This is a genomic window from Paenibacillus endoradicis, from assembly GCF_024721975.1.
The window spans coordinates 1,295,982-1,317,495 of the sequence record NZ_JANQBB010000001.1; the positions used below are offsets into that span (position 1 = coordinate 1,295,982).

Genomic DNA, 21,514 nt, shown 5'->3' on the forward strand with positions numbered 1-21,514 from the left:
TCGCACTTCATAATACAGATTAATAAACTTAAAGCTATGTAGTTCTTATTTATACTCATCTAAAAACCTCCATTAATTTTCCGTTTTATTATTACGTAATAACTCGGAAAAAAGTTCTTATATGACAACAATATTTCTGTATAAGGATAAAGATGCAGCGCTTGGTTCCACATCTCCATCGAATTTCCACCAATTTGAAAGATACCAAGATGCTTTAGGACTAATTATCGATAGTACTCCAATAATTAAAAAGAGGATTACAAAAATCCACATTAGCTTCCCTCCATATTTGTTAATTGTTTATAGTCTGTTAGATTACACTAAATGTTTAATTGTATTATATTTTCTGTCTGTCATATAACGTTCAAGTATTCATGAACTTCCACAGGAAGTTGTCACTGAATCTACTACTCTGCCAATAGCATCATAGTAACCAAGGCGGAGCCGGTGAAACAATTACATAACCAAGCCAGCCTATACTTTCCACAACATCATAATCATAAATATTTCCATATGCTACTACTTCATTTGTTTCTTTTTTTATGACAACAGTTGGTTCTAATCTCTCATTCAACATATCAAGTATTTGCTTAGGTGTTAAAGGAAATTGGAATCTTGGACTAATGTAAAACAGTTCCTTTTCTGATTGAGGAAAGGTACAAATTGTTTCTAAATCTATATTTTGAAGTCACGTGAGTCAGCTCCTCTGCCAAAATCATCACCAGTGACCGAGGAGCGTATGCGACGATGCGTTAATGCAGTGTTATACGCTGTTACTACCCTCATTGAACTACTTTCATTATGTCATTTAACTCATTCGTTTTTACAATTATTTAAATTTCTCGAGATACAACCACAAAATCTCATAGTGGCCAACAAGTTTGTCCGAGATTTCTTCGATATTTCGGATTGCAGGATCTACGCCATATTTATCTACGCCTCCATCAAGAACAAACGAACCATTTAAAGGTATTTCATCCCTGAATTTATGTAAGGCCACAATATATTCTTGAGGTGTCTGTTTGTCGGGGGATAGCTTTTCTACGTCATGAGTTTCTATCGGTATAGCTAAATTAACCACAATCGTCATAGGTATGGTAATTAATCTACCGAGTCCTGTATAAGGAAACAGTTGCACCATCAAAATTATCATGAGAACCGTAATCAAAAAAGTTGCCACACTGCAAACAACTATTTTCTTCAAGGTATCACCTCTATAATTAAATTCTCAACATTATATACACTATTGATAATCATGTATTAACGTCCTTGTTTTTCATATAGTAATTGTGTATAACACTATATTTATGAACTTCGTTAATTTACTATGATGTTTGTAATAAACGAAACCTTAACAATATAATCACTTCATTATTATAACAAATAATTCCACATATAGTTCATATTACAAATGTTTTCGTTGTCGATTATACTCATCTTAATTAATGTCCAAGAGATGTTGCTATTGATAATTACGCTTCATGGAAGAGATTTTAAGATTTATGGCTATCGAGTAATTGAAGGATAATACACTTATGTATTTGCTACTGATGAAGAACACAACATTTTATAAATTGTCATGGACTAATGCTAATGAACCAAATAACTACAATACAACAATCCTCGTTATTCACCACAGTGTTTAAAAGCCAAAAAAAGCCACCCTTCCCATTACGGTAGAGCGACTTTCATTATGCCTCTTGCTAAGAAAAAATTCCTTTCATTTACTAATTAGAATCCTATTTATTGTTCTAACGTTCTTCGATAGCTGAATGACCTTATCACCAAACTGTGGTAGGTTTAGGCTTTTATTTAAAATACTATTTAACATACAACCTACTTTATAGATTGAGCTATTCCAAAGAGCACATCCGCTGTAACATGATTCCCTATCCGACTATCTACTGCCAGACGGTAATGCCATCCGTTTTTTTCAAACACTAAAATATTGAATCGTCCCCTAGTCTTTGGGGATTTAGTTGTAATGTAAAGGGCTTCACTACCGTCTTTGAATTTGTATTTTCCCCAATCTTTCTTTGACTTCCCTAAGTCTAATTTTTGCTCAATAGATCTTACATCAATCATATAGTGGTTTTTCTCTAAGCTTCATGGAGGTATTCTATTTGAAATTCGTCGTTATAATTCTCCTTGTCGTTTACACATCTACCAAAATGATGAGTAAATTCCATAGGTGGTAATCTAATCGGTAATTTAAGTTCTCTTTGATTAAACGTTTCGCATTAGTTTTCCCAGTTGAGATCCTCGATGTTTATCTTCTCCACTTCACCAACTCGGCAGCCGGAACAATAGAGAAACTCAAGTAGCGCTCGTTCCCTAAGTGACTGACAAGAGATCTTTAAGTGGATAACTTCTTCCTCGATCAAAAACTTAGGAATACGTTTATCCAGTTTTGGTTCTCTTAATTTTAGAGAGGGATCTGAAGTCAGGTACGTCTCCTCATAAGCATAGCGAAAAAGGGAAAGAACAAACCGAATTCGATGCCCTAGGTCGCTAGGCTTAAATCTATCAGCTTGTTTGGCCAAGTACTCCTTCAGCATTGTTAACGTTATCTCTGATATTTCGAGATCGCCAAGTTCCAACATCAGCATTTTTGCTGGAGGACATAAGCTTTTAATGTTTTCGGACTAAATCCTTGAATACGTTTGTCAGCCTCGTACAACCGCCACAACTCACTCAAGTTCATTACAAAACCTCCCTTTAGAAGCTATTAATCTAGTTTGCTTCTAAGTAGAGGTTTTAATTTACTTGCTTTTTGAACTAGCGTTCCCTGTTAGCTCAATTCGATTAATAAATCACAGAACACAACAAAAATGGAATAGCATTTTATACTTTTGCTTTTACACCCCTTTTTCTGTTAAAAGAGAGAATAATAAAGTTAATCCACGTTATTACTGGGATGGACGATACTAATGTATAACGACTATGAAAATCAATTCCAAACAATCTTGATTCCTCGTCTAAGTTGTACAGAAACCAATATGCTAATCCCAATATTAACATGTTGATGACAAAGGCTGATAACATACCTTGCCATTTTCTTTTTCTGTTCCTCATTATAAGGATGGATAATATTGTTGAAATGATTAAAGAACAGGCTATGAAAACAAAGTTCAATCCTGCACCACCTTATACTATATTTGTATAGTATTCGAGAAGTAACTTTACTATCCTTCCAGTTAGCGTGGAAAAGGCAGCCAAATTAATTCTGACTGCCTCATTTTGGTCTGTATTAAGCCCAAGTTCCCGGTTAGCATAATAACAATAATCAATGAATTTTAGTAATTATTATTTTCCTATACATCCCATTCATCATAACTGGTGAATCTTCTTCTACTTTTAAACTTTTATTATTTTTTGGAATTATTTCTTCAAAACTTCGACCAATATCAGTTCCCAATACGCTAATAATTGGTCTTAAAAGCACTTTTAGTAACGAAAGCTTTTAATTTTCAGGAGCAAATTTATCAAAAATAATTATTTTTCCTTCGTGCTTTAAAACTCTCGAAATTTCTTGAAAACATTTATTAGCATCTGGTACAACTGAAAGTATTAGACTTGCTACTACATAGTCGAATACTTCGTCTTCAAAAACCATATTTTGAGCATCCATTTCTAAAAATTTAATCGTAGAATCTTTGAACTTGGTTTTCGCCTTTCCAAGCATATCAGGTGAATAATCAATTGCAGTTATATCTAAGTCAGAGTAATTGATTAACTCTAAATCAGCACCCGTTCCTACACCGACAAATAAGATTTTTTGTTCTCCATTAAATGGTATTGATTGGAATATTTGTTTCCGAGCATTTAAGAAGATACCTGAATTAAAAAACTTATCATAAATTGGAGAACCGATTTTATATATAAATTTATTCCATGAATTATTCAAACCCCGACACTCCCATTTCAATAGTAATTATATTAATCAATTACATACCCAGATTTTTATCTCCCTTAATATTTTACCATAAATTTCTTGAATTCTTATTGTACTATCCTGCCGTTAGCATAACGAAGGGCTGCCCAATTGGCTGCCCCCATGGTATTGAACTATCTTTCCCCGTTAGTTCAATAAATGTTCATCACTAATACTATTCATTAAAGCTCTTAAAGAATCTCTTTACTCAACTGTGAAAATTTTCAAGCGTACCTGTCCTTACAGTATCTTTTTAGGCGTTTCCAAAATTGAAATTAAATTTGTAACGTCATCCTTTACAACTTCTCCACACTTCGACTGACCTTCAGGTTTACTGGTACTAAGATTCACGTTCTAATTAAAATGTTCAATGTGATTTTCCGAAATTTCTTCAGTTGGTTCTTTAGAGCAAGCAATCAGCAAAACGTAACTACAAAATATAACCAGAGAAATCATCTTTTTAACCATAACATAGATACCTCCCTTAATAGAAGGAGACGCGAACTTCTTAGTGAATGTTGCTACTTTATTTTCCGAGTCCAGAACTTTATCTGACATTTTCATTAAAATAAGAACATTTGTTTCCATTTATATTTATTTTTTGTATACTAAGATAGTGTTTAATGACAAGGAGGAATATTATGTATAGAAAAATTGATGATTTCATCCTAGATTGGTCAGTATCTATGGAGGGAACACTGCTAGTGTTGCAGGTAGTTACCGATGATAAATTGGATCAGAGTATTGTGGAGGGTCACAGTACATTAGGTTGGTTAGGGTGCCATTTAGCTGATACAGTTGTTTATATTAGTGGACTTATGGGTTTTGAGGTTCCAAATAGAATGAAAGATATTCCAAAAAATTCAAGAGAAATAGTGAGTTACTATGAATTAGTTTCGAGTAATTTTTCGAAAGAAGTTTCAAAACTATCCGATCAAGATTTAGTTCTTGAAACTGGAATTAAAGGTTACTCAAATAGGGGAAAATTACTACGTTTTTTGATTGATCATCAAACTCATCATCGTGGTCAAATGCTTGTACTTTTAAGACAAGCACATTTAACTGTACCTCCAGTGATGGGGCCAACGAAAGGTAATTAGGTTGTTTCGATTTGATAAAGGTGATTAAACTACATAGTAAGGAGTGAGAGAGTATACATTTATCCAATAGACAAGCTAGACAATTTATCCTTCTTAAACATGGACTATTAGGTACGCATAGATTTACAGAAAAAAAGGGGGTTATGGAATATATAAGTCAGGGTGGTTGTATTCAGTATGATCCAATAGATACTTGTGGAAAAAATGCAGAACTAGTATTACAATCTCGCGTACGAGGATTCAATAAAAAAATGCTATATGATTTATTATATAAAGAGAGAGTACTAATTGATTATCCTGATAAGAATCTATCTATAATATCTGTTACTCAATGGCCTTATTTTGAAAGATATAGAGAAGCAGCTCGAGAAAATGCTATGAAGTATGAACAAATAGAGATTCTATCTGATAAAATACGTGAAAAAATTAAGCAGTATGGAGCATTAAGTTCAGATGATATTAAATTCAGCGATCATTTTAACTGGCAATCAAATATTCATTGGAGCGGAGGGAATAATGCAGCTCGATCAGTTCTAGAGCAGATGTATGCGACAGGGGAGTTAGTTATACATCATAAAAAAGGTACTCGTAAGTATTATGATTTTTCGACTAATCATATAGATTCCGATATATTAAATACAGAAGATCCTCTTAAACATGATTTAGAACATTTGAAATGGCGTGTGCTTCGTCGTATCGGGGCAGTGGGTCTCTTGTGGAATCGAGCATCAGATGCATGGTTAAACATATGGAATTTTAAAGCAGAGCAGCGAAAAGAAGTCTTTCAACAATTAATATCAGAAAAAAAGATCATTCCTATTTATGTAGAAAAATTCAACGAGGCTTTGTATTGTTTGGTAGAAGATATTCCACTCATTGAAGTGATTAAAAGAAAACAGGAATGGGATGAACGTTGTGAATTAATTGCTCCTCTAGATAATCTTATGTGGGATAGAAAACTTATATATAAACTCTTTAATTTCGATTATAAATGGGAAATCTATACACCTGAGTCGAAACGGAAATATGGTTATTATATATTACCAATTCTACATGGAGATAAATTTATTGGTAGGACAGAGATACGTATTGAGAAAGAGACACGTACTCTAATAGTAAAAAAAATATGGTTTGAGCAGGAAACTAACAATACTTCTGGATTTCAAGCGGATTTAGATGGGTGTTTAAAGAAGTTTTCTATTTTTAATGATTGTAACTCAATAAAACATGATTATAGACAAACCAAATGAAATTAGTTTTATTTGCAATAGCGTATTCTTAGAAAAGGCTTATTAATGATGTTAATAAGCCTTTTCTTTATGAGCTGAGGTACTGTTTAGAAATACGCACTTTTGGGAGTTTTGGATTATATGTTATGCACTAGAACCATTAATATAAAGCATTGGCAGACCAAGACTTGATAAATAAAATCTTAGACTGCCACTGTTGTTATTAAACTAACGTTCCCCGTTAGCTGAATGAATGGTCAAATCTAATCCTCGAAATTCCGAGGGCGTATACCCGTTGCGCGAATACTGTGTTATAAGAAGTTGCTGCCAACTTAAATGCTACTAACACTATTCTTTTTATTAAGCCTTAAATAATAGGGTCCACACATTGATTCATGCGTTTGAACATAAGTCCAAGTAAAGCTACTATCAAAAATATATACATCTTGTTCAGTATCAAAATCTTCTGCAACTATCTCATTTGCACTTCTTAATAACGTTATATATGGAGAATTTTGATACATTACATATACTTCTTTTTTGTTTGTTGTATTAAATGCACTTCTTGCAGCATGCTCACTTATACAAGCTTGTTTTTTATAACTGAAAATATGCCATTTAAATTCGTTATAATAAATATCATTTTTTATTTCCTCACTTATATGACCTGCAAATGTGGCATCCCATAACGCAATGATTTTTTCTGATTCTTCGAATTGATTCGTTATTTTTACACCCTTACCAAATAAATTCCAATTGAATAAGTATTTTTTCTCGATATGTTTAACTGCCCAATAGACATTTTCTAGCTCTTCATCCGGTAACTTTTCTAGTATTTCATTTATTTTATCTTTAATCAATGTGTAGCCCCCAAACCATATTGTAGAAGAAAATATTTTAAATTACTTTGCAGCAATTTCTTATAACGATTTATTTGCGCGAACTTCGCAAATAATTCCATCCTTAGAGTATTCGCGAAATGTTTACACTAACCTGCCCGTTAGCTGAATGATTGTTACAAAGATACGACAGGATTTAGTGTACTGTCCTCCAGTCGTATCTTTGTTAACTACTACTCAAACTCACCGTTAATTCCAACTTACGCTTTACCACTACTTGTGATAAGGTTCTCCGCACAATCTGGTAACGGCAAGTTTTAAAAACATTCTATCTGCTCATTGCTCAGCATCGCACTCGCAATCGTCAGAAAGTCCTTCCGACCGATCTCAAATTGACCGTAGCGGAAGGAATACCCCCAATTTCGGTTCCCGCGAGTGAAGCTAAGCTGCTCTAATAGATCTCTAATCTGTACCTGTCTGCTCGAAATATAGCGGATTTTTCTGCGGAATGGCACAAACGATTCAGACATCTGATATTCGTAGACTTTATCATCATCCACTTCCCCGATAGCGGTAAATGCTTGGAGTGGTTCCCCTTTCGTTATTTCTGTACGCGGGGAATAATAGATCAACCAATCGCCTGCCCGCATCTTTCGTAAAGGTACTGACTTCCCGTGGCAGAGCTGGGCGAATCCTCCCAACACTCCAAACTTCACGTGGGATGCGGACACAACACCAATCCAAAAGCGGCTTTGTTGACTTATTTCATCTATTTGCATATCTCGAATTCCTTTCCTTTTTCAATAAATATTTACGTCGCTTCCCGATCTAATCCTTGTTTTAAGTGGTCCAGCTGCAGAAGATGGTGACGGTAGTGCATTTCAACAAGCAGAAACCATTCCTCAGCACACAGTCCACCGAATGACGGATGGGGCATTGTATTCTCTTTGGACGTTTTTTTAAGGAGCGGTTCGATCTCCTTCATTTTCTGGATAACACTGTGTAACCCTTGAATTAGCTGCTCTTTGCTTGCTGGCTGCTCCGGCGTATATTGTGGGGAAGGCGGAACATGAATACGAATGGGCGGGAAGCCTCCTTGAGCAAATACAGCCGCACCAACCTCGGTTTTTTCCGTACGAGGCACCAAGGGATCTTGGCTTGGCTTCAGACAGTGTTCAATATTACAAAGCTGCATATAAAGCGCCGAGCTAATGAGATGTTGAACCATCTGTCCGATTGACCACTCGTTGTCACTTGGCTTTTCCTTCAAATGCTCCATATTGAATTGATCCACTCATGAATATAATGTATCGCAGTTTCTTCAAAACGTTGTAATGCTTCTTTTGTTGTAATCATCATTGGTCAGCCCCTTTAGTCATCTTCTTATCTAAGTATACAAAAACGCTACTGACACCATTATGTCAGTAGCGTTTTAACATTTTATCCAGTTCATTTCTAACCCGATGTCGGAAGGATTCCGGCTCCAGCACAACCACTCCGGCTCCCCAGCCAAGCACCCAATGCAGCAATTCCTCAGGCTGCCGAACGTTAAGGGTCACCAGCAAACCTTCCGGATGTTCCTCTATGGTTACTATATAGAAGTTGTTCGATTCCCTTACCTTATCGGCAATCTCGGCTTGGACCCAAATGCTCACTCTGACGTTACGATCGTCTGGAGGCTGGTATTCATCTAAATGAAAATCTGCTGGCATCATAAATCTATCTTCCAGATCGATAAGCCTCGTCATTCGGGACAACCGGAAATGACGGATATCTTCACGCAATTCACACCATGCAATGAGTACCCATGACCCTTGATGAAGCACAAGTCCATAAGGAGCAACCGTACGAACACTTTGGCGGTTCCCATCAGCTTCGGCGATTCTTTTGGAATAGTGAAAACTTATTTTCCTTTCCTCCAGTATCGTCCGACGAATCGCTTCCAAGTATGTCTTCTCTTGTATTCGTGCCTTATCTTCAGCGGTTGCTAGCAAACGAAAGCTCTTGCGAATCCGGATTGCCTCAATGCGGATCGGTTCCGGCAGAATAGCTTCAATCTTACTTCTAGAAGTGCGAGACTTACTGCTATAGTGAGTATCGAACCACTGCTCGATACAATCTGTCCCAATGAGTAACGTCACTGCTTCTTCCACCGTGAAGCTGACTGGCGGCAGGAAATACCCCTCCATTAAGGAGTATCCCTGCCCTGGCGCCCCTATCACGGATACCCCAGCTTCACTCAAAGCCTGAATATCCCTGTAGATAGTCCTTACGCTTGTTTCAAATATAGCGGCCAAATCCTCTGCTCGTAGCACTTCGTTACGCTGCAGCTCAAGCACTATGGCTAATAAACGATCCGTTTTGTTCATGCGCTTCATCCTTTACCAAGAGATTCGCTGCCTCTTAAAATTCAAGATCTTCCTAATCCCCTTTTATAGGGTACCTTAAAACAGTATTTGCATGACATCACTTTTAATTATTCTACTACAAGAGGGCTCAAACTATAAATTAATTTTTCTCTGCCCTCAGGTATTGTGCTTTCATTAAAAAATCCATTTCTTGATTGTAATAGACGAAACCTTACCAATATACACATTCTCGTAATAAGAACAGCTGCAGTAATGGACGAGAAAATAAAGTCTTGGACTATCACCTATTTATTCAACTGACGATCCCCATTAGCCATACATGTAGCGCAAGCGCCACACCACAGATGATAGAAGTTAACGAGTTCTTCCATTAGAGTTCAATGATTGATCACTGTATATTAACCTGGTTATATAGTCCAATCGTCGAACTGCAAAGTCAAAAACTTAATTTCCTGCTCATAATGCGATAAATGACCCTCTTCAATCATTTTCACAAAAGCTTCCTCCCCATTAGCTGCGCCTTGCGAAAGGGTTGTACACAAAGCTTGAAGGCGTTCAATAACCCATTGCTTTAGGTTATCTGGAGCCGACATGAAATACGTCCAGGAACCACTTGGACATGGAAGTATTCAGATCACTTCTGACGTTTACTCTCACATTTCAAAAGAGCTAAAGAAAAAGAAATACTGATTAAATTGAAGCCTATACTGAAAACATTTTTAGTCCTCAAAATAAAAACAGGGGGACGTTTAGGGGACGATTAAGTAAATCGCCTTTCTCCACCAAAACTGTCCCCCATATAAAATCCATCTAAACCCTCGCCGTTAAGGCAATCTTCATATTAGTAATGAGTCAAATATTGATCAAGTTCCCATTGGTGAACTTGTGTTCTATTTATGTCCTGCACCATTTTATAGGGTGTTGCGATAGTCAAAACCTTGTAATACCAATGATAATTGAATTGTTGACTAGTAACAAACTGTAACGAACTGTACTATTGAGGGACGTTTGAGGGACGTTTTGAGGGACGTTTTGAGGGACGTTTTTCAAGGCAATTCTCTTCGTTTCCTTAGATCAATTATTCAATAGACGAAGTCTATGCTGGACAAGCATAAAAACAACCATTAGGATTTTTACTTCCTAATGGTTGTTTACTATATCAATTGTTCGCATTTCGCACCTTCATTATATCTAAGAAAGGAACTTCTACAATATCTCCATAATTACTTACATGTACAAGTTTTGTACGTGAGTCCATATCAACTACGCTACCTGTAACTTCTTCACTATTCCATACTGCTAATCTTACAATTGTGTTTTTCTGCCTTAACTACAACTAGACGCTCGCCTAATTCCTCAAGCTCGACTCGTCTCTTGTAGGACGTTTTGGTTTCGCGCTACCTTTTTTCGGTTTTGGTATCAATCAATTGTCACTCTTTCAATATCTCCAAGAATAAACCATTCACCATCTACTTTAAAACGACCTATTTGACGATCTAAACGTTCCACCACACCTATGATAACCAATTCTTCAAATGAGTGATACATTTTGATAGAGACAGGTTTACTATGCCGCAACGACTGTATCAGTGTATCGTTGATATAGTTTAACTCTTGCTCATCTAACTCGATTCGTTCTCTTCGCTTTTGTTCCTGATCTTTTTGGATGATTGATCCTTTATGCTCCGGCAACATCATACGCGATGATTCCCATAAGCCATTCCCTTCTAACTTTGTGCTCACTTGTAATGCCCTCCAATCATGTCTGCACGTCGTAGCGCTTGCCCTGAATTCGTAATCGATACAGCTCTAATAACGCTTGTAGCTCCATATTTTTGTTTAATGGCATCCGTCACTTTTTCTAGCGCCATTTTTTTATCTTGATCCTGGTCAAACAGCGACAATTGATATTCATCGTCACCAGTCAGCTTTGATAAGCTCACTCCCATTTGTCGTACTGACTGACCATCCCAATGTCTATTAAATAACTCTACAGCTGCATGATATACAGTGTTAGTAATATTAGTTGCATCATCCAATTTTAATTGACGGTTAAAACCAGTTGGATAGTCGTAGTTAGCTCCTTTACAAGTAACCGATACAACGTAAGCCATTAAGTCCTGACTCCGCACACGTTGACATACAATCTCTGATAGCTCTAATAAGATTATTTTGATCTCATCTAACTTACTGTAGTCTCGCGGCAACGTCATCATGTTACCGATAGATTTTGGTGTGACTTGATGTGTGCCTGGTGTTACTGGACTATCATCTATACCATTTGCAATACGCCAATACAATTCTGCATTAATGTCGGAGTTTTTCCCGAATTTACTACGCATACGCTGTTTGAGTTTATCCAATGGTGTATTTGCTAATTCTCCAATCGTATATATGCCCATTGATTGTAGATGAACATTCATCCTTCTTCCTACCATGAACATCTTCTCTATTGGTAATTTCCAAAGCGTATTCTCAAGATCCTCTTTAAGTAGAGTATACATCCCTGATTTATTCTTCTTCGCGTAATTATCACAAGCTGTTTTTGCGAGTATTTTATTTGTACTAATTCCATAGCGTGTATATATGCCAGTTGCTAACGCTACTTGATGCTGTATTAAATGCGCTAACTCATCTGCATTACATTGATAATGCGCCATGCTGCCTGTAACGTCCAAAAATTGCTCATCTATCGAGTAAGGCTCAACTAAATCAGTATATGATTGATATATCTCAGTAATCTGCATCGATACTTTAATGTATTCTTCCATTCGTGGTCGAATTACAACAAGCTCTGGACATTTAGCTAGTGCTGTTCCTAAATTTTCCGCTGTTGTAATACCAAATGATTTTGCTAATGGACAAGCGGCTAAGATGATTCCCGAACGCCTTTCCGGATCTCCTGCCACTACTAGCGGTTTATTCTCATATTCAGGATGCGCCATCTTTTCCACGCTTGCATAAAAAGACTGACAATCTGCTAGCATGATAACTCTTTGCTTAGTCATTGGCTGTAACCCCTTTTAACACTTTTACATCCTTTATTTTATATATCATTGTTTCGATATCAACGATGCCCGATACATTGAATGTACGAATTGATTGAGCGGTGTAACAGTATGCTTTGAAGCGTTTTTCACCTACTACAAGGACTTTTACATTGCGAATCGTTACTTCAAGCTTACTGTCAATATAGATCAGCTGCACTACTTTCCCAATTAGCTCTTGCATGGTATCACTCCTTGATAGAACGTTTGTTCCTATTATATGCGAACAAACGTTCTTTATTCAATGGTAATATTTTTAATTTTAAAATCTGGAGTGCAAACATCTTTGCTCGAATATGAAACTAATGTATACTCATCATAAAAATAGTGAGGTGTTGCTAGTGGTAATTACGCTCCACGGAAGAGATTTTAAGATTCATGGCTATCGAGTAATCGAAGGAGAATATACTTATGTATTTGCTACTGATGAAGAACACAACATTTATAAGTTAACTTGGAGTACTGGGAATGAACCGAATAACCACAATACAATAATCCACGTTATTCACCACAGTGTTTAAAAGAAAAAAAGCCACCCCACCAGTTACAGTAGAGCAACTTTAAATATTCTTCATGCTAAGAAAAAATTCCTTGCATTTACTAATTAGAATCCTATTTATTGGTCTAAACTCCGTTAGTTCAACAACCAACCCTTAATTAAGCTCTTAACCTATTATCTTTCCTTCGGTTTATCCCCAATTAAGCCAAACAAAAACATTTGCGAAAAAGCGTACATTTTGTACGTTTTCGATACACATGAAGGAATTGTTAGATCAAGGTCCAGGTAGGTGGTTAGTATTAACTGTGTAAATTCTTTTTGATTCGTTAAGGAGTATTCCTGCAATTGTTTTACAAACTCCTTGTTAACATTTTCTCTCCCCCCAAGCGCTTCTTGCAATTTGTACCCTGCCATATATAGTTCAGCGGCTACTTCTTCATCAGATCGCTGGTGTTCAGCTATATAATTGGAAATCCAATCACGGACTAGGGACGATGTATCCTTATTATTTTCCTTAGCAATCTGTTGGAAACTCTCTTTTATGTCTTTAGATATACGTATTTGTAAATTCGTATCCATCTAGTTGATGCCTCCTTAATATTAATATGCTAATTATAATACAATTGTAGTTACATTGTCAATACAATGTAACTACACGAATCTATGTACGATTCACCTGCTTCATTTGTTTATTTAATCCACTATCCTGCCAGTTAGGTTAATGAAGTAACGATTACTAACTGAGTTGCGTTTCATTTCTTTATCAAATATTCCATGAAACATTGGACATATTAACAAATAAAGGAGTGATTAATATGCACACAGTATGGAAAGGTGCTATCAGCTTTGGTTTAGTTCACGTCCCTGTTAAAATGCATTCTGCTACAGAGGATAAAGATATACATTTCAGACAACTACATAAGGATTGTGGTATGCCTATCTCCTACGAAAAGAAATGTAAACATTGTAATAAGGAAATCAGTCCTGATGATATCGTGAAAGGATTTGAATATGACAAGGATAAGTATGTCATTGTTAAAGAAGAAGAGTTATTAGCTATTCAGCCTAGTTCTGCTCGAGTTATTAAAATACTTGATTTTGTGGATCTAACTGACATAGATCCAATCTATTTCGAAAAACCTTACTACCTATCCCCTGATATGGCAGGAGCAGGAGCATATAGCTTATTATTAGAAGCAATAAAACAAACCGGTAAGATTGGCATTGCTAAAATCTCAATTCGTAGTAAGAGCAACTTAGCAGCTATTCGCGTCGTGGATAATTGTCTTTGCTTAGAAACAATGCATTTCCCTGATGAAATTCGAGCTATAAGCCAAGTGCCTAATGTACCTGCTGTTACAGAGGTTAATGATAAAGAATTGCAAATGGCGATCACTCTTGTGGATCAACTTAGCGAAAAGTTTGAAGCAAGTAAATACACAGATGAGTACCGTGTAGCTTTGACGGAACTAATTGAACATAAGATTGCAGGTGAAAGTATCGATATTGTTAATGCTCCAACTGCTGCTCGATCCAATGTTATTGATCTAATGGCTGCATTACAAGCAAGTATAGATGCTACTAAGCCGCAACCTCCTTCGCCAACTAAACGTAAACGCACTACTAAGAAATCTAGCGAGAAAATATCATGATGGATTTGCCTAAAGTGCCTATGGCTCCAGTTAACTCATCTGAAATACCTATAGGGTCAGAATGGCGTTATCAAATAAAATGGGACGGCGTAAGGACATTAGTAAGGCTTGATGGTCTAGGTGGTGTTGAGATATTTTCGAAGCGTGTAGAACCACGTAATGATACTTTTCCTGAGATTGTTGAATTGTTGAAACCTCTACGTATTGGCGCTTGTGTGCTTGATGGTGAGATAGCATATTTTGACGGGAATAGACCAAATTTTCAACGTGTACGACTAGGAGTACAAAAACAAAAATATGATGAATCACTAATTTTTGTGGCATTTGATATGTTGTATGATAATGGTGAGGATATAAGAGGATTACCTTTTATTGAGCGTTTTGAAAGACTTCAAAAACATTTTCCGAATCCACAACCTAGACTATTAGTATCTGATCTTTTTGAAGATGGAGAAGCACTTTGGGACTGGCTCAAAGAAAGAGAATGGGAAGGACTTATCTCGAAGCACATTGATAGTCCGTATGTAGAGGGTAAAGGTCATAAACATTGGTATAAGAAGCGTAAAGAGACGCGGCTTACCGTTGATGTGGTAGGTGTAAAATTAAAGAGCGGCCAAGCATCTAGCTTAGTATTACGCTATAAAGATCGATACATAGGCCATGTATCTGGACTAGATAATAGATCAAAACAGTTGATAATGCAGTTTGCTCAAGAGCATGTAGGGAGTTGTCCTTTTAAAGAACTCACACCAGGAATGAAGAAGTCTGATGTGATGTGGTTGAGCATTCCCTTTGCTTGTAAGGTTACTGCTTTAGAGTTTACTGACTCTGGATTATTGAGACAACCTAAGTTACTAGGATTTGGAGTGTGACATTAACATTAGATATAAAAAGCCACTCTTATCCATCATAGGTAGAGTGGCTTTCATCATGTGTTTTGCTAAGGATAATTTTCCTTACCTCAACTATTTAAGTAAACGCAGATCTTGACTGATCTATATAAAACATATAGGGCTACTCATTAATGAGTGGCTTCTTTTCATTCAAATATTTGATTAAGGTAACCAAAATTAATAGCCGCACGAGATTAATTCTCATGCGGCTATTTTCACTTCGCAAAAAAACTTGCCCTTATTTAGATACGGTTCACCGTAACATCTATAGAGCGAAATCTAAGGCACCCGTTTGGGTGCCTTAGATTTGTAGTTGAATATGAACCATCATATGTTTCAACTCATATGACTGAAGTTATACTCTAAGTTCCACACAAGCTGGACAACTAAACTCAAATATATATTAGTATTCATCCACCCATTCTTCACCTGCAGGTAATGTAACTGCTGTTAGCACCTTATTATTTTTTACGTAACTCAAATTATATCCCTCTGCAGATGATGCATCTCCTGCCGCGAAGTCAAGTGAAGCGCGAACAGTATCACCAGGAACTGCCACCATCGAAGCCGATACACTACGTGCTGCCCTGTCATGGTCTTGTTACATACTTCGTCTTTTTTCGCTATTACTTTGTTCCTGAAAAATAAAAAATAAAGTATAATGGATGTTGTTGGGATAATATAGGAGGTATTGATCACATGAAGAAAATTCGCTGTAATTCTTTGATTCTTTTATTACTTATCGTCACCTTACTTCCATTAGGTAGCTTTGCCAATGCCAGTGGTAGCGGAAGTCCTGAAATAACCGTATCAATCGACGGACGCTTCGTCAGCTTCGACGTGCCACCGCAAATGATCAACGGACGAGTTATGGTTCCGCTTCGTCCTATCTTCGAAGGCCTGGGAGCCAAGGTTGAATGGAATGATAAGACTCAGACCGTCACTGGTAACAAGGGGAGCATATCTGTAGTTCTCATCTTGAACGAGAAGAAAGCTACTGTCAACGGAAAGACTATTGCTCTGGACGCACCTTCTGCGCAGATCAAAGGTCGCACTTTCGTCCCTGCCCGCTTCGTAGCCGAGAGCCTTGGGGCCGACGTTAAATGGAATGACACTAAGCAGCAAGTTATCATCACCACTGGTGCTGAAATCGTCACGCTCGACAACTATTTCTTCGTATACAACAGCAGCAAGGTGAACGCGACAGACCTCGACGCGATCAGAAAGTTCTCCACCAATTTCAAGAGCACGAATAACATCATCTTCGACGCCAGCCAATATACGACTGCACCAAAGCTCTATGACGCATTGAAAGCCGAACAGAAGAAGCTTGGTGGTAAAGTCGCCGGAATCCAGATCTTTGGTCTGGCGAGCGATGTCCCTTCCTTCTCCTACGTCCATAAAATGAAGCCTACAGAAGGAAATTTTGAATGGAACGGCATCGAGTACGACAAGAGCGGAAAGCCCGAAAAGTTCGTTTCTGACCTGTTCTACTCCAACTTCAAGAACGACAGCAAATACCTGACGGACGTCACCGTCTACGGAATCATTCAGGAGAATCAACCGGTCAACATTGTACCGGAATGGCCTATCTCGCGCCTTCCGCTGACGAAAGGTGAAATCTCCAAGTATATCAGTAACTATGAATCTTACCGCAAGCAAATCGAAGGAAAATCCATCCCAACCGTTGCCCTTTCTGCCCCTGTCGAGTTTCAAAAAGGACTGGATGTAGCACAGGATGACATCGGATTCTTTATGAATCGAATGAAAGAAGAAAAAGAAGAATTCGGTTACTTCAGCAATACTGATCTCCGTACTTATTATAAGGATCTCGCCGTGAATCTGACAAAAGAGAACAAGTCAGGGGTAATGGATCTTGTAGTAGGTAGCGATGGAGACACAGAAGGAGCCACTCTGAAAAAGGATAGAAAGAATTACTTCTTCGATCGTAAAAGTGTAGCCAGCCTGAACTCCAACTACTACACAGCCTTTTTCTGGGGGTCAGGTGCGGCCAATGGACTAAATGCAAACAGTATCATTCACGATGGAATGGCGAAGGGTACAATGATCAATCCTATCGCTTTCACTATTGCAACTTACAACAGAGACGTTGCGAACTACTTGTGGCTACCGATCCCTACACCTGAAGGAGAGACAGGAGATAACTGGCATGGTGATGTCGCAGTGACCAAAGAACTTTTGAAGGAGAATAATCCATTCTTCTTCGTCTATAAGTATTACGAGGCGATCGAGAGTGGTAAAACACGTCTACAAAGCTTCTACGAAGCACAAGTAGCGTACGCTAAACTTTCAGTAGATAATAAAAAGAATCTACGGGCTTCGTTAGGATATGAGAACATTATTTCAATACACTATCTTGGTCTAGCTGACTATTAATAGTCAGAGGGTCTATCGGAATCCTCCGATAGACCCTTACTTTTTTCTTATGTCACTTGGATCTAATACCTTCTAGAGTCCTTCATATGTACCCGCCACCCAAGAGTTGGCCCATTTGATAAATTATCGCCGGGCATGAAAAAGTCTGATATAGCTTGGTTAGGAGTGCATTTTCCTTGTAGGGTTACAGCATTGGAGTTTACTGATTCAGGATTGCTAAGACAACCTATATTGTTGGGATTTGGTGAATAGCATTACAAACAAATAGAGCCACTCATACCCATACAGGTACAGTGGCTCTTGATTAATTAGATTAATTGCGTATTATTTTGAGAATGAATTTTCCATACCTTGAAGAGTTACATTGTAAAAGAGGTGTTTGAAACTATCGAATTCTATTTTAAGAATGTTAACTCCCCTTAAATCAATTGAAACTGGAATATTGTTATCGGACGCAGTTACTGATTGGCTACCCAATAGAATCTCATCACCAGTTTGATTGACACTATAGAATGTCACACCGTGAGTAATCTCACTTTTAAGTTCATCTATTGAATCAAAGGGATATGCTAGAATTCCTTTAAGCTCGCTATATTTACTATCAAGCATATAATATCCTTCTCCAAACGTTCCTGGAGGTCCATAGGTCGCACCACTAACAATTAGTGTTTTTAATGCGTTGAACGGTGTATATTCTTTCCCTAAAATAGAAAACTTAGCACTACTTCCCTTTTCAACAAGGTAACGGAAGGAATTTATTGCAGTTAGTTCCGTTATATCCGTTTGTTCCGCAACTGGAGCTTCACCAATATAAATAGTCGATGTTTTACCATCCCACGTTACCTCTTTTTCACCATTTGTTAATAGGTTAGACGTAGCACGTAATGGTAGGTATGTAGTTCCTTCGTAAATAATCGGTTCTACGACTTTTCCGTTAGCATCTGTAGGCTTAGCGAGTTTACCGTCTACATAAAGCGTAATACCACCTTTTACGACTTGGATCGTAATTAGTTTACTTGCTGCACCTACACTAGTAACGCCAACGACTACAAATAGCATTACTGCAATACCTAATAAGAAACCTTTTAATCTTTCTTTCCCTACTTTAATCAATATAATTGCCTCCCATGTAAATAATATCAATTTATACCATACCATTTCAGGGATATTTAGTAAACAATACAATATACTTGTCGAAAAAGATTGAGAACAAACTTTATTTGTATTTTGTAAAATACTTTTTGTTTATTGTAATTTTTCTGAATTCATCTCTATAACACAAAAAAGCCACTCTTATCCATCAGATAGAGTTGCTTTCATCATGTGTTTTGCTAAGGAAAATTTTCCTTAGCTCAATTATTTAAGAAAACGAATAACGATCATAACTGATCCATATAAAACATATAAAGCCACTCGCTAATGAGTGACTTCTTTATCATTTACATATTCAATTAGTTCAGAATTATCTACAATCCAGTGTTTTGAATATTAGATAACTGAATATAAAACAGGATTATCTTTCTTTCTGTCGAATGCTGAATATTAAGATTATTCCAAATAATACAGAAAGGAAGATCAAGTTGGAACTTTATCATGTATTTTTTCTTATCGGTATTATTTTGATAATATTAGCCTTGATAAAGGTGGTTACTAAAACCAAAAGATATGAAACCCCTTATTATTCAGAATCTAAACCAGCACCGACACATGCACCAAAACAAAGAGAAGAATCTGTCGTTATTAAACTAAAAATAAATTCAATAAGAAAACCGATTAGTTATAAATCATATTATACTGATAGAGAGCTTTTAAGTATCGCCTTAAACATAGAATACGCTAGAAAAGATAGAAACATTTCGCAACAACAACTATCAGATTGTCTAGGTTATAAAAGCACTAGTTTTATATCTCGACTTGAAACAAGCCAAGCAGAGAAAATTTCACACGAGAAAGTAATAAATATTGCGAAATGTTTAGATGTTGATCCTTCTGAAATATTAAGTGAATTAGAACATTTTTCTAGTTAGTAAATGAAAAACTCTATCATCAATGAACTGCACCTCCAATTGTTAGTTGTGAGTATCCAACAATTCGGGGTGCTTTTTATGTCTAATTTTTTACTATTAAATTCCCCCTTAGCTCCACTCTAGGTGATAGATTAATTAACATTTATCCATAGTTGTTTCCACATATCGCCAAAACATGACTTTTGAATTATACTTAAGGAAATTTCTGTGGTAAAGGTGGCTAAATAATGAGTGCAAATGTCCAAAAACAATTATTACCAGTAATCCCAACTACAAAAAATTACTGGTTAGTCAGAACACAAGGTGGAAAGTACTATGATGACTATAAAAGAAATGGGTTTATTGCAATCAACTGGAACGAGATCACCATTTCAGATATAGTAGACCTTTCAATCACTGATTTAGCTAGAACAGTTAAAGAGAAGTACCCTGATAAACAAGGACAAGGTAGAACCGCTAACCAATTACGTGTATTTTCCAAGGTTATTAAAAAAGGTGATGCTGTAATTATTACAAGTCATTCTTCGAATAAACTAACAATAGGCCAAATCATCGAAGATGAACCTTTTGTTGATGTAATAAACGATCAATTATTAGAAGAGAATAATAAACTTTGTCCCTATCATAAGAGAAAAAAGGTTAAGTGGGGTCCAACTTACAATAAGTATGAAATAGACATTGAGTTATTCAAAATGCTTCAACATGCACAGCAAACGATTAGTTCCGCGAACGATTATGCTGATGCGATCGAAAGTCTGACACATAATTTTTATACTAAAGGTAATGAAGCATATCTTGCTTTAAGAGTTAAAAAAGATGGAAAAATACCAATGTCTGAATTTTTCCCGATGGGAACGGAGATTTTGAAACTTGCAAGTTCGTTTAATGAATTCTCGAGTACTATAAAGATAGACATTGACGATATTGAAACAAAAATAAATGTGAACTCACCAGGAAAAATTAAATTAAAGGGAACAATTGCAACAATAACTATTGTAGGGTTACTCTTAGTAGGACTTACTGGGGGGAAATTCACCATTAACACACCTGAAAAATTAGGTGGATTGAATGTAGAGATTAGTACACCTGGACTAATAAAAGTAGTTAATGATTTTCTAGAATCTAGAAAAAGTGATGAGTTTCAAGATAAGTTACTCGAGAAATATATGGACGACTTGCAAGTAGATACGCCTGACGAATTAAAAACCCTACTTGACACTGTTAATAATAACTCAGCAGAAGTTCTAGAAGTTAGGAATAATGATACTTCTGAAAAATAAGTTTTTGGTATATACTAGTTCTAGAGAGGAGGATAATACCATGGATACCTTGTTGAACTTATTATCTATCATAGGCGCTACACTGGCATTGTTCGGGATAATCTTCCTTATACAAAGTTACACCGTTGGTCTTTTTCCATTTTTCAAGAAACAAATTTACAAACGTTTTTCTCGTGGTGACCTAATTTTCAGTATTAGTTCACTAATAATTTTTCTTAGTTTTTTTAATGTTCAGGCTCCATATTAAC

General features: G+C 36.6%; 21 protein-coding genes and 3 pseudogenes. 8 read left to right on the forward strand and 16 right to left on the reverse strand.

Going from position 1 to position 21,514, the window contains the following annotated elements:
- Window positions 1–117 precede the first annotated feature (117 nt).
- From NV377_RS06115 to NV377_RS06135, 5 genes and pseudogenes are all read right to left on the reverse strand, one after another.
- Window positions 118–273 (reverse strand): DUF6199 family natural product biosynthesis protein, encoded by a 156-nt coding sequence (locus NV377_RS06115; protein ID WP_258200259.1) that lies wholly within the window; start codon window positions 271–273, stop codon window positions 118–120.
- A gap of 151 nt (window positions 274–424) precedes the next feature.
- Window positions 425–577, reverse strand: a complete 153-nt coding sequence (locus NV377_RS06120) for a hypothetical protein (protein WP_258200260.1) — start codon at window positions 575–577, stop codon at window positions 425–427.
- Between the two features lie 252 nt (window positions 578–829).
- On the reverse strand, window positions 830–1,204 hold the full coding sequence (locus tag NV377_RS06125; protein ID WP_258200261.1) for a hypothetical protein: 375 nt from the start codon (window positions 1,202–1,204) through the stop codon (window positions 830–832).
- Between the two features lie 632 nt (window positions 1,205–1,836).
- A complete protein-coding gene (locus NV377_RS06130) occupies window positions 1,837–2,085 on the reverse strand; it encodes a hypothetical protein (RefSeq protein ID WP_258200262.1) in 249 nt (82 codons plus the stop codon).
- A gap of 1,201 nt (window positions 2,086–3,286) precedes the next feature.
- Window positions 3,287–3,907 (reverse strand): annotated as a pseudogene (locus NV377_RS06135) (class I SAM-dependent methyltransferase).
- Between the two features lie 668 nt (window positions 3,908–4,575).
- On the opposite strand from NV377_RS06135, the gene NV377_RS06140 reads away from it, so the two are divergent.
- Both NV377_RS06140 and NV377_RS06145 read left to right on the forward strand, forming a co-directional pair.
- On the forward strand, window positions 4,576–5,034 hold the full coding sequence (locus NV377_RS06140; RefSeq protein WP_258200263.1) for a DinB family protein: 459 nt from the start codon (window positions 4,576–4,578) through the stop codon (window positions 5,032–5,034).
- A 143-nt stretch (window positions 5,035–5,177) separates the two neighbouring features.
- Complete coding sequence (locus NV377_RS06145; RefSeq protein WP_258200264.1) at window positions 5,178–6,284, forward strand: winged helix-turn-helix domain-containing protein; 1,107 nt, start codon at window positions 5,178–5,180, stop codon at window positions 6,282–6,284.
- A 311-nt stretch (window positions 6,285–6,595) separates the two neighbouring features.
- Here the strand turns inward: NV377_RS06145 and NV377_RS06150 are convergent, their stop codons facing one another.
- From NV377_RS06150 to NV377_RS06170, 5 genes and pseudogenes are all read right to left on the reverse strand, one after another.
- On the reverse strand, window positions 6,596–7,123 hold the full coding sequence (locus NV377_RS06150) for a DUF4275 family protein (RefSeq protein WP_258200265.1): 528 nt from the start codon (window positions 7,121–7,123) through the stop codon (window positions 6,596–6,598).
- Between the two features lie 296 nt (window positions 7,124–7,419).
- A complete protein-coding gene (locus tag NV377_RS06155; protein ID WP_258200266.1) occupies window positions 7,420–7,881 on the reverse strand; it encodes an EVE domain-containing protein in 462 nt (153 codons plus the stop codon).
- Window positions 7,882–7,913: 32 nt separating this feature from the next.
- A pseudogene (locus NV377_RS06160) lies at window positions 7,914–8,455 on the reverse strand (DinB family protein).
- A gap of 68 nt (window positions 8,456–8,523) precedes the next feature.
- Window positions 8,524–9,471 (reverse strand): helix-turn-helix transcriptional regulator, encoded by a 948-nt coding sequence (locus NV377_RS06165; protein WP_258200267.1) that lies wholly within the window; start codon window positions 9,469–9,471, stop codon window positions 8,524–8,526.
- 407 nt (window positions 9,472–9,878) lie between these two features.
- Window positions 9,879–10,064, reverse strand: coding sequence for a hypothetical protein (locus NV377_RS06170; protein WP_258200268.1), 186 nt, complete (start codon window positions 10,062–10,064; stop codon window positions 9,879–9,881).
- Between NV377_RS06170 and NV377_RS25910 the strand changes: the two are divergent.
- Window positions 10,051–10,161, forward strand: a pseudogene (locus NV377_RS25910) (tyrosine-type recombinase/integrase); the annotation flags it as partial. The gene NV377_RS06170 and the pseudogene NV377_RS25910 overlap by 14 nt on opposite strands.
- Window positions 10,162–10,890: 729 nt before the next feature.
- On the opposite strand, the gene NV377_RS06175 reads toward NV377_RS25910, so the two are convergent.
- From NV377_RS06175 to NV377_RS06190, 4 genes are all read right to left on the reverse strand, one after another.
- The gene (locus NV377_RS06175; protein ID WP_258200269.1) at window positions 10,891–11,214 is read right to left on the reverse strand and encodes a YolD-like family protein; all 324 of its coding nucleotides are present in this window, start codon (window positions 11,212–11,214) and stop codon (window positions 10,891–10,893) included.
- Window positions 11,211–12,479, reverse strand: coding sequence for a DNA polymerase IV (locus NV377_RS06180; RefSeq protein WP_258200270.1), 1,269 nt, complete (start codon window positions 12,477–12,479; stop codon window positions 11,211–11,213). The genes NV377_RS06175 and NV377_RS06180 overlap by 4 nt, the downstream gene beginning before the upstream one ends.
- On the reverse strand, window positions 12,472–12,702 hold the full coding sequence (locus tag NV377_RS06185) for a hypothetical protein (protein WP_258200271.1): 231 nt from the start codon (window positions 12,700–12,702) through the stop codon (window positions 12,472–12,474). Before NV377_RS06185 ends, NV377_RS06180 begins: the two co-directional genes overlap by 8 nt.
- Window positions 12,703–13,191: 489 nt before the next feature.
- Complete coding sequence (locus NV377_RS06190) at window positions 13,192–13,596, reverse strand: ribbon-helix-helix protein, CopG family (RefSeq protein WP_258200272.1); 405 nt, start codon at window positions 13,594–13,596, stop codon at window positions 13,192–13,194.
- A 236-nt stretch (window positions 13,597–13,832) separates the two neighbouring features.
- On the opposite strand from NV377_RS06190, the gene ku reads away from it, so the two are divergent.
- Both ku and NV377_RS06200 read left to right on the forward strand, forming a co-directional pair.
- Window positions 13,833–14,669, forward strand: coding sequence for a non-homologous end joining protein Ku (gene ku, locus NV377_RS06195; RefSeq protein ID WP_258200273.1), 837 nt, complete (start codon window positions 13,833–13,835; stop codon window positions 14,667–14,669).
- Window positions 14,666–15,541, forward strand: coding sequence for an ATP-dependent DNA ligase (locus NV377_RS06200; protein ID WP_258200274.1), 876 nt, complete (start codon window positions 14,666–14,668; stop codon window positions 15,539–15,541). Before ku ends, NV377_RS06200 begins: the two co-directional genes overlap by 4 nt.
- A 424-nt stretch (window positions 15,542–15,965) precedes the next feature.
- Here the strand turns inward: NV377_RS06200 and NV377_RS06205 are convergent, their stop codons facing one another.
- The gene (locus NV377_RS06205) at window positions 15,966–16,124 is read right to left on the reverse strand and encodes a hypothetical protein (protein ID WP_258200275.1); all 159 of its coding nucleotides are present in this window, start codon (window positions 16,122–16,124) and stop codon (window positions 15,966–15,968) included.
- Window positions 16,125–16,261: 137 nt separating this feature from the next.
- Here NV377_RS06205 and NV377_RS06210 point away from each other — a divergent pair, with 137 nt between their 5' ends.
- Window positions 16,262–17,959 carry a copper amine oxidase N-terminal domain-containing protein gene (locus tag NV377_RS06210; RefSeq protein WP_258200276.1) on the forward strand — a complete coding sequence of 566 codons (1,698 nt, stop codon included), beginning with the start codon at window positions 16,262–16,264 and terminating at the stop codon, window positions 17,957–17,959.
- 324 nt (window positions 17,960–18,283) lie between these two features.
- Here the strand turns inward: NV377_RS06210 and NV377_RS06215 are convergent, their stop codons facing one another.
- Window positions 18,284–19,072, reverse strand: a complete 789-nt coding sequence (locus NV377_RS06215; protein ID WP_258200277.1) for a stalk domain-containing protein — start codon at window positions 19,070–19,072, stop codon at window positions 18,284–18,286.
- Between the two features lie 467 nt (window positions 19,073–19,539).
- On the opposite strand from NV377_RS06215, the gene NV377_RS06220 reads away from it, so the two are divergent.
- On the forward strand, window positions 19,540–19,986 hold the full coding sequence (locus tag NV377_RS06220) for a helix-turn-helix domain-containing protein (protein WP_258200278.1): 447 nt from the start codon (window positions 19,540–19,542) through the stop codon (window positions 19,984–19,986).
- Between the two features lie 227 nt (window positions 19,987–20,213).
- Window positions 20,214–21,266: a DUF8426 domain-containing protein gene (locus NV377_RS06225; RefSeq protein WP_258200279.1), complete on the forward strand. Its 1,053-nt coding sequence runs from the start codon at window positions 20,214–20,216 to the stop codon at window positions 21,264–21,266.
- The last annotated feature ends 248 nt before the right edge of the window (window positions 21,267–21,514 follow it).

What these genes read in the sequence shown, in the direction of transcription:
- NV377_RS06115 (WP_258200259.1), bottom strand. Translation starts at nt 273, where the DNA reads ATGTGGATTTTTGTAATCCTCTTTTTAATTATTGGAGTACTATCGATA.
- NV377_RS06120 (WP_258200260.1), bottom strand. Translation starts at nt 577, where the DNA reads ATGTTGAATGAGAGATTAGAACCAACTGTTGTCATAAAAAAAGAAACA.
- NV377_RS06130 (WP_258200262.1), bottom strand. Translation starts at nt 2,085, where the DNA reads ATGATTGATGTAAGATCTATTGAGCAAAAATTAGACTTAGGGAAGTCA.
- NV377_RS06140 (WP_258200263.1), top strand. Translation starts at nt 4,576, where the DNA reads ATGTATAGAAAAATTGATGATTTCATCCTAGATTGGTCAGTATCTATG.
- NV377_RS06145 (WP_258200264.1), top strand. Translation starts at nt 5,178, where the DNA reads ATGGAATATATAAGTCAGGGTGGTTGTATTCAGTATGATCCAATAGAT.
- NV377_RS06155 (WP_258200266.1), bottom strand. Translation starts at nt 7,881, where the DNA reads ATGCAAATAGATGAAATAAGTCAACAAAGCCGCTTTTGGATTGGTGTT.
- NV377_RS06165 (WP_258200267.1), bottom strand. Translation starts at nt 9,471, where the DNA reads ATGAACAAAACGGATCGTTTATTAGCCATAGTGCTTGAGCTGCAGCGT.
- NV377_RS06170 (WP_258200268.1), bottom strand. Translation starts at nt 10,064, where the DNA reads ATGTCGGCTCCAGATAACCTAAAGCAATGGGTTATTGAACGCCTTCAA.
- NV377_RS06180 (WP_258200270.1), bottom strand. Translation starts at nt 12,479, where the DNA reads ATGACTAAGCAAAGAGTTATCATGCTAGCAGATTGTCAGTCTTTTTAT.
- NV377_RS06185 (WP_258200271.1), bottom strand. Translation starts at nt 12,702, where the DNA reads ATGCAAGAGCTAATTGGGAAAGTAGTGCAGCTGATCTATATTGACAGT.
- NV377_RS06190 (WP_258200272.1), bottom strand. Translation starts at nt 13,596, where the DNA reads ATGGATACGAATTTACAAATACGTATATCTAAAGACATAAAAGAGAGT.
- ku (WP_258200273.1), top strand. Translation starts at nt 13,833, where the DNA reads ATGCACACAGTATGGAAAGGTGCTATCAGCTTTGGTTTAGTTCACGTC.
- NV377_RS06200 (WP_258200274.1), top strand. Translation starts at nt 14,666, where the DNA reads ATGATGGATTTGCCTAAAGTGCCTATGGCTCCAGTTAACTCATCTGAA.
- NV377_RS06205 (WP_258200275.1), bottom strand. Translation starts at nt 16,124, where the DNA reads ATGGTGGCAGTTCCTGGTGATACTGTTCGCGCTTCACTTGACTTCGCG.
- NV377_RS06210 (WP_258200276.1), top strand. Translation starts at nt 16,262, where the DNA reads ATGAAGAAAATTCGCTGTAATTCTTTGATTCTTTTATTACTTATCGTC.
- NV377_RS06225 (WP_258200279.1), top strand. Translation starts at nt 20,214, where the DNA reads ATGAGTGCAAATGTCCAAAAACAATTATTACCAGTAATCCCAACTACA.